General features: G+C 74.4%; 6 protein-coding genes. 4 read left to right on the plus strand and 2 right to left on the minus strand.

Annotated elements, in window-relative coordinates:
• From RWM17_RS11290 to RWM17_RS11300, 3 genes are all read left to right on the plus strand, one after another.
• The coding region (locus RWM17_RS11290) for a hypothetical protein (protein ID WP_314103736.1) at nucleotides 1–1367 on the plus strand (1367 nt) is incomplete at its 5' end.
• Nucleotides 1368–1534: 167 nt separating this feature from the next.
• The gene (locus RWM17_RS11295; protein WP_314103737.1) at nucleotides 1535–2251 is read left to right on the plus strand and encodes a hypothetical protein; all 717 of its coding nucleotides are present in this window, start codon (nucleotides 1535–1537) and stop codon (nucleotides 2249–2251) included.
• A 189-nt stretch (nucleotides 2252–2440) separates the two neighbouring features.
• A complete protein-coding gene (locus RWM17_RS11300) occupies nucleotides 2441–3721 on the plus strand; it encodes an Nramp family divalent metal transporter (protein ID WP_314103739.1) in 1281 nt (426 codons plus the stop codon).
• Here the strand turns inward: RWM17_RS11300 and RWM17_RS11305 are convergent.
• Nucleotides 3718–4761, minus strand: a complete 1044-nt coding sequence (locus tag RWM17_RS11305) for an alpha/beta fold hydrolase (RefSeq protein ID WP_314103740.1) — start codon at nucleotides 4759–4761, stop codon at nucleotides 3718–3720. The genes RWM17_RS11300 and RWM17_RS11305 overlap by 4 nt on opposite strands.
• A 94-nt stretch (nucleotides 4762–4855) precedes the next feature.
• The gene (locus RWM17_RS11310) at nucleotides 4856–5476 is read right to left on the minus strand and encodes a DUF1990 family protein (RefSeq protein WP_314103742.1); all 621 of its coding nucleotides are present in this window, start codon (nucleotides 5474–5476) and stop codon (nucleotides 4856–4858) included.
• A 48-nt stretch (nucleotides 5477–5524) separates the two neighbouring features.
• On the opposite strand from RWM17_RS11310, the gene RWM17_RS11315 reads away from it, so the two are divergent.
• Nucleotides 5525–6079 (plus strand): alpha/beta hydrolase (locus RWM17_RS11315; protein WP_314103743.1); only part of this gene is annotated, 555 nt, incomplete at its 3' end.

Consider the following 6079-nt stretch of genomic DNA (forward strand, 5'->3'; position numbering starts at 1 on the left):
GCCCCGCCGTCGACTTCGGCGCCCCGTCCGACGGGCCCGCCGAGCCCGCCGTCGCACCCGAGGACCGCGTCGACGACTCAGGAACGGGCGACCGCGACGGCGCTGCGGAGCGTCGCGCTGACGACACGTCGACCGCGTCTCCTGACTCGTCGACGGGTCCGGCCGCGCCGCCCGCCGTCGCGTTCGGCGACGGCCCCGCCGACCGGGCGAGCGACACGGGCTCCGACGAGCGTGCGTCGTCCGACCACTCGGACACCGAGGTCCTCCACGATCGCGTCGAGCCCGCGCCCCGCGACGATGCCGACCTGCGGGACGACGACCGCGCCGACCGTCGTGACGACGCTGACCGTCGTGACGACGCCGACCGCGCGGACGACGCCGACCGTCGTGACGACGCCGACCGCGCGGACGACGCCGACCGTCGTGACGACGAGGCCCGGGTCGTCCCGCCCGTCGTCGCGCCGACGCCCCCCGCGTCGCGCGCCTGGTCCGCCTCGCCCCAGGACGACTCCGGCCGTCCCCTCCACGACGACGACGCCCTCCGCGCCGCCGAGGCCCACCGTGCCCCCGGCGACGACGGCTCACGGGTCGACGGCGACGCCGCGGACGACGGTGACCGACGCGACGACTCGCCGACCGTGGTCGCCCCCGTGGCGACGCCCGGCCGCGGCGACGACGCCCCCACCTCCTCGTGGCGCACCGACGACGGTCGTGTGGCAGGTCGTCCGGGCGCCGGTCCGGCCACCGGTTCGCAGGCCTATCCGCTGGTGGCCGAGACCGCGGACCCCGTGGCGCTCCGCCGCGAGCTGCTCACGGAGCAGAAGCAGGAGTTCTCCGGCATCCGCTTCGGCGCCGGCCTCCTCGGCTGGTTGGCCGCGACGGGCTTCGGAGTCTCCGTGTTCGTCGTCTTCGCCGCGATCGCGTCCGCCGTCGTCGCCGCCTCGTCCGGCTCAGGCTCGGGGGGCTTCCGCGGCTACCTGGGCGAGAACGCCGAGGTCCTCTCGATCACGACCGGGATCGTCGTCCTCGTGATCGTCTTCGCCGGGTACTTCGTCGGCGGGTTCACGGCGTCGCGCGTCGCCCGGTTCTCCGGCTTCAAGCAGGGCCTGGCCACCTGGCTGTGGGGCCTCGTCATCACGATCGTCGTCGGGGTGATCGGCGCCGTCGTCGGCGTCCAGGCCGGCGATCAGTCCGCGCCGAACCCGATGATCCCCTCCCTGGACGACATGTCGTCGACCTCGGTCGAGTCGTTCGTGTTCCTGGGCCTCCTCGTGGTGCTGAGCTTCGTCGGGGCCGTCCTCGGCGGCCTCCTCGGACAGCGCTGGCACCGCAAGGTCGATCGCTTCGTGCCCGACCACCAGGTCTGATCCCCTCGGGTCCCGACGGCGGCAGGTCGCCGTCGGGCCCCGTCGTGAGCGGGTCCGGCAATCCGGCAGGGCCCCCGAGCCGAACCACCGACGCACCGAACCACCGACACCGGCCCGCGACGCCGCGCAGCAGCGACGACACGGGCAGCGACACGCAAAGGACCCTCATGCACCTCATCGACCGCTCCTCCCTCGTCCGCAGCACCCTCGCCGTCGTCGCCGCGGGCACCCTCGTGCTCGGCCTCGCGGCGTGCTCGTCCACCTCCGACTCGGAGAGCAACAACACCGCGCCGACGCACCCCGTCAACGCGACCGAGCCCGCCGAGGAGTCGACGGAGGAGCCCCTGGCGACGATCCCGGCGCTCACGGGCGGCGTGGACACCCAGGTCGCCGTCGACGCCTCGTTCGTCGACGCGCTCGGCACCCTCGGCCTCACCCCCGGGGTCGTCGGGACCGCGACGTTCACCGACGGCACGTTCTCGTTCCCGATCACGGGCGGCAACGTGACCTACTACGACCCCGAGGGCGACGTGCGCCCCTACGTGCAGGGCAACATCGACCACGACGACTCGGGCCTGTCGCTGACGGCCGCCGACGGCACCGTCGTCGAGCTGAGCGACTTCCGCATCGACCCGGGCGAGAGCAAGCTCTACGGCACCGTCACCGCGAACGGGACGATCGCGGCGCAGGACGCCTACCTGTTCACCCTCTGGGGCGGCACCCTGGAGCCCCTCCAGATGGAGGGTGCCAACGCAGTGCTCGAGGGCACGACCGTGCACGTCAGCCCCGACGCCGCCGCCCTGCTGAACGCCACGTTCGACACCGACGCTGTCCAGGACCAGATGCTCGTCGGCGTCGCGAAGATCACCGTCGCGACCGAGTAGCCGGGCAGGAACACCCGCGTCGGCGCCTCGACGCCGGGACAGGAGCCCCGTGCCGCGTCTGCGGGGCGGGGCTCCTCGCGTTACCCGGCCCCGCCTCCTCCGTGCCCCCTCGGCGCGAGACCGGACACGTGCCTTTCGAGGTGCAGCAAGTGAAAGTTCGGCGAACCGAAACCTGTGTAGGGTCGAGGCATGGCGACGTCACGACCCCCCGGCCCCGCCGTGCAGGAGGCGCCCGACCGTCGACCGGCACGGCGCCCGCACCCGAGGCCGCGCGGCACCCTGCTCGGCCCGGCGTTCGTCGCCGCGATCGCGTACGTCGACCCGGGCAACGTCGCGGCCAACCTGACCGCCGGCGCCCAGTTCCAGTACCTGCTGCTGTGGGTGCTGGTCGCCGCGAACGCGATCGCGGTGCTCGTGCAGTACCTGTCGGCCAAGCTCGGCGTGGTCACGGGGCAGTCGCTGCCCGAGGTGATGGGCCACCGGCTCCCTCGCCCCGCCCGGCTGGCGTACTGGGGCCAGGCCGAGGTCGTCGCGGCGGCCACCGACGTCGCCGAGATCATCGGCGGGGCACTGGCGCTGCAGTTGCTCTTCGGCGTCCCCCTCGTCGTCGGCGGCCTGATCACGGGCGCCGTGTCGCTCGGACTGCTGATGCTGACGCAGTACCGCGGGGGCCACGTGTTCCAGTCGGTCATCATCGGGATGCTGGCCATCCTCACCGTCGGGTTCTGCGCCGGCCTGTTCTTCTCGCCGCAGTCGGGCCCGGGCATGCTCGAGGGGCTCGTGCCGCGCTTCGAGGGGGCGCAGTCGGTGCTGCTGGCCGCCTCCATGCTGGGGGCGACCGTGATGCCGCACGCCGTCTACCTGCACTCCGCCCTCGTGCGCGACCACCACGGCACCGTCACCGAGGGCGACGACCGTCGTCGGGTGCTGCGGGCCACGCGATGGGACGTCGTGCTGGCGCTCGTCGTCGCCGGCGGGGTCAACATCTCGATGCTCGTGCTGGCCGCCTCGACGCTGCCCGGCCGAACCGGCACCGACACCATCCCGGGTGCTCACGACGCCATCCGCGACGCCCTCGGGCCGGTCGTGGGCGTGCTCTTCGCCGTGGGGCTGCTCGCGTCGGGCCTCGCCTCGACCTCGATCGGCTCGATGGCCGGCGCCGAGATCATGCACGGGCTGCTGAAGGTACGGGTGCCCCTGTTCGTGCGCCGCGTCGTCACGCTCGTGCCTGCCCTGGTGCTGCTCGCGACGGGCGTCAGCCCGACCTGGCTGCTGGTGCTGAGCCAGGTGGTGCTGAGCTTCGGGATCGCGTTCGCCCTCGTCCCGCTCGTCGTGGTGACCAGCGACGCCCGCCTGATGGGCACGGGGCGGAACGCGACCGGCACGCGCGTCGCCGCGTGGGCGGCGATCGCGGTCGTCATCGCGCTGAACGTCGCGCTGATCGTCCTGACGGTGACGGGCGGGGGCTAGGCGCCCGCCGCCTCGTCCTCGTCGGCCCGGCGTCGCTCGGCGCGGTCGTGGGCGGCGAGCATCGCCTCCGCGTGCTCGGACTTGGCCTCGCCGACGGCGGCGTCGTCGCCACGGGCGATGGCGACGCCTTCGCGGACGGTGGCCAGCACCGCCTTGGCTGCCTCCTCCGGGGTGAAGTCGAACTCGCCCCGCTCGGTGCCGTCGCCGGCGTCCGCGTAGTGCTGCAGCTCATCGCCCTCGCCGGGCCGCGGGGGCTGCTCGGCGTGCTCGACGCAGAGCCGCGCCACCTCCTCCGCGTGGGCGTGCATGACGGAGTGGGCCGCGCCGGGCATCTCCCAGAGCCGCGACGACGGCACGAGCCGTCCGATCTGCTCGACCCAGCTGCGCGGCGCGACCGCGTCGTGCTCGCCGCGGATGACGAGGGTGTGCGCGCGCACCTTCGGCAGCTGCTGCTCGATCGGGTAGGTCATCATCTTCGGCAGCACCTGCGAGAACCAGTGCACCCCGCAGACGAGGTAGGCCCGCAGGGCGAGCACCTTGACCCGGCCGGGCTCGTGCCAGGCGGCCTGCAGGAACCGCCGCGCGGCGACCGTCACGCGCCGCTCGGCGGGGTTCACGACGGGGCCGATCAACACGAGCGTCGACAGCTCGGGGCGGCGGGCCGCGAGGTCGGTGACGATCTGGGTGCCCATGGAGTGCCCGACCACGATCGGGTCCTTGAGCCCGAGGTCGTCGATGGCGGCGCCCACGAGGTCGGCGAACTGGCGGATCGTCAGGGCCTTGCGGGGATGCGTCACGCCTGCGAAGCCCGGCAGGTCGAGGGCGTGCACGGGGCCGAACGAGTTGAGGTTCGGGGCCAGCCGCTCGAAGTAGTCGGACGAGACCCCGATGCCGGGGACGAGCACGAACGGGCGATCGCCGGTCGTGCCGATGGTGCTCACCCGCACCCAGAGCTCGCCGCGCTCGACCCGGCTGACGCGCACGCGGGTGCTGGACTCGTCGCGGCCTCGCCTGCGCGCGCGGGTGCGTGTGACGGCCATGCGCCTCCTCGTCGGTGTCCGCGCCGCAGCGCTGCCGGGGCAGGAGGTGCGGGACGGTGGGCGACCAGTCTCGCACCCCGGCGCGGGCCGGGGCTCAGCGCCGCAGGACCGGGTCGAGCGCGCGGAGGTTGCGATGCAGCAGGAGGCGCAGCGCGAGCCCGGACGTCGGGCCCGCCAGACGCATCCACCAGGCTCCCGGGCGCCAGACGACGCGGATGTCGAGGGTGACGCGGTCGTCGGGGTGGTGCGTGACGAGGTAGCTCTCCCAGCCGCGCTGCGGGTGGCCGACCAGGGCCGCGTGCAGGAACCCCGTCGAGCGGGGGAGCACCGGCGCGCCGCCGTGCCGCACCGGTCCGCGTGCGTCGGCGGGCTCGTCGGCGGACTCGTCCGCGTCGTCGCCGACGGGCTCGTCGTCGAGCACCCGGACGACCTTGCACGCGACCCGGGGGCGCAGCGGCCCGAACGGGATCGCCCAGGAGCTGACCGCGCCGACCCGGACCCGGTCGGGCACCTGCAGAGCCACGAAGCCGGAGCCCCGGTGCACCTGCCAGCCGAGCACGGCGTCACCGGCGATCCGTGCGTCGTCCACGCCGTGGCCGACGACCCGTGAGACGACTGTCACGTGGAAGCCCCCCGGCACCGGGCCCGACAGCGTCGGCTCGCCCTCGAAGGCCCACGCGTCGACGAACCCGGGAGGGACGCTCTGTGACGACATGGGTCGAGCCTGGCACGTCCGTCGGCGCCGCTCGGGCAGGATCGGCGGATGACGACGAGCGCGCCCGGGTTCCTGCTGCTGCACGGCTGGCAGAACAGGCGCCCTGCCGACCACTGGCAGCACCTCCTCGCCGACGAGCTGCGGGGGCGTGGCCTCGCCGTGCGCTACCCGCAGCTGCCCTCGCCGGACGAGCCCGACCTCGCGGCCTGGGAGGCGGCGGTCCGGTCGGAGCACGCCGCTCTCGGCTCCGGCCCCGTGACGGTCGTCTGCCACAGCCTCTCGACCCTGCTCTGGCTGCGCATCCAGGCCGGGGCCCGCCCGCTCGCGGCCGACCGGGTCGCGCTCGTGTCGCCTCCGTCGCCCGAGCTCATCGCCGGGCAGGACGCCGTGCACGCGTTCGTCGACGGCGGCGGCAACGACGGCGCCGGTGACGGCGCCGGTGACGGCCGGGACGCGGATGCAGGTGCGCCGAACACCCTGCTCTTCGACGGCCGGCTGCTGGCGACGGGTGCCGTCGGGGACTCGGTCGTCGTGGCCGGCGACGACGACCCGTGGCTGCCCCTGGGCCGCGGCGACACGTGGCGCGGCCCCCTCGACGGCCCG

Origin of the sequence: uncultured Frigoribacterium sp., from assembly GCF_963515265.1 — a bacterium.
Lineage (GTDB): Bacteria > Actinomycetota > Actinomycetes > Actinomycetales > Microbacteriaceae > Frigoribacterium.

Excerpts from the sequence above, each read along its gene's own strand:
- RWM17_RS11295 (WP_314103737.1), top strand. The coding sequence starts at position 1,535 with ATGCACCTCATCGACCGCTCCTCCCTCGTCCGCAGCACCCTCGCCGTC.
- RWM17_RS11300 (WP_314103739.1), top strand. The coding sequence starts at position 2,441 with ATGGCGACGTCACGACCCCCCGGCCCCGCCGTGCAGGAGGCGCCCGAC.
- RWM17_RS11305 (WP_314103740.1), bottom strand. The coding sequence starts at position 4,761 with ATGGCCGTCACACGCACCCGCGCGCGCAGGCGAGGCCGCGACGAGTCC.
- RWM17_RS11310 (WP_314103742.1), bottom strand. The coding sequence starts at position 5,476 with ATGTCGTCACAGAGCGTCCCTCCCGGGTTCGTCGACGCGTGGGCCTTC.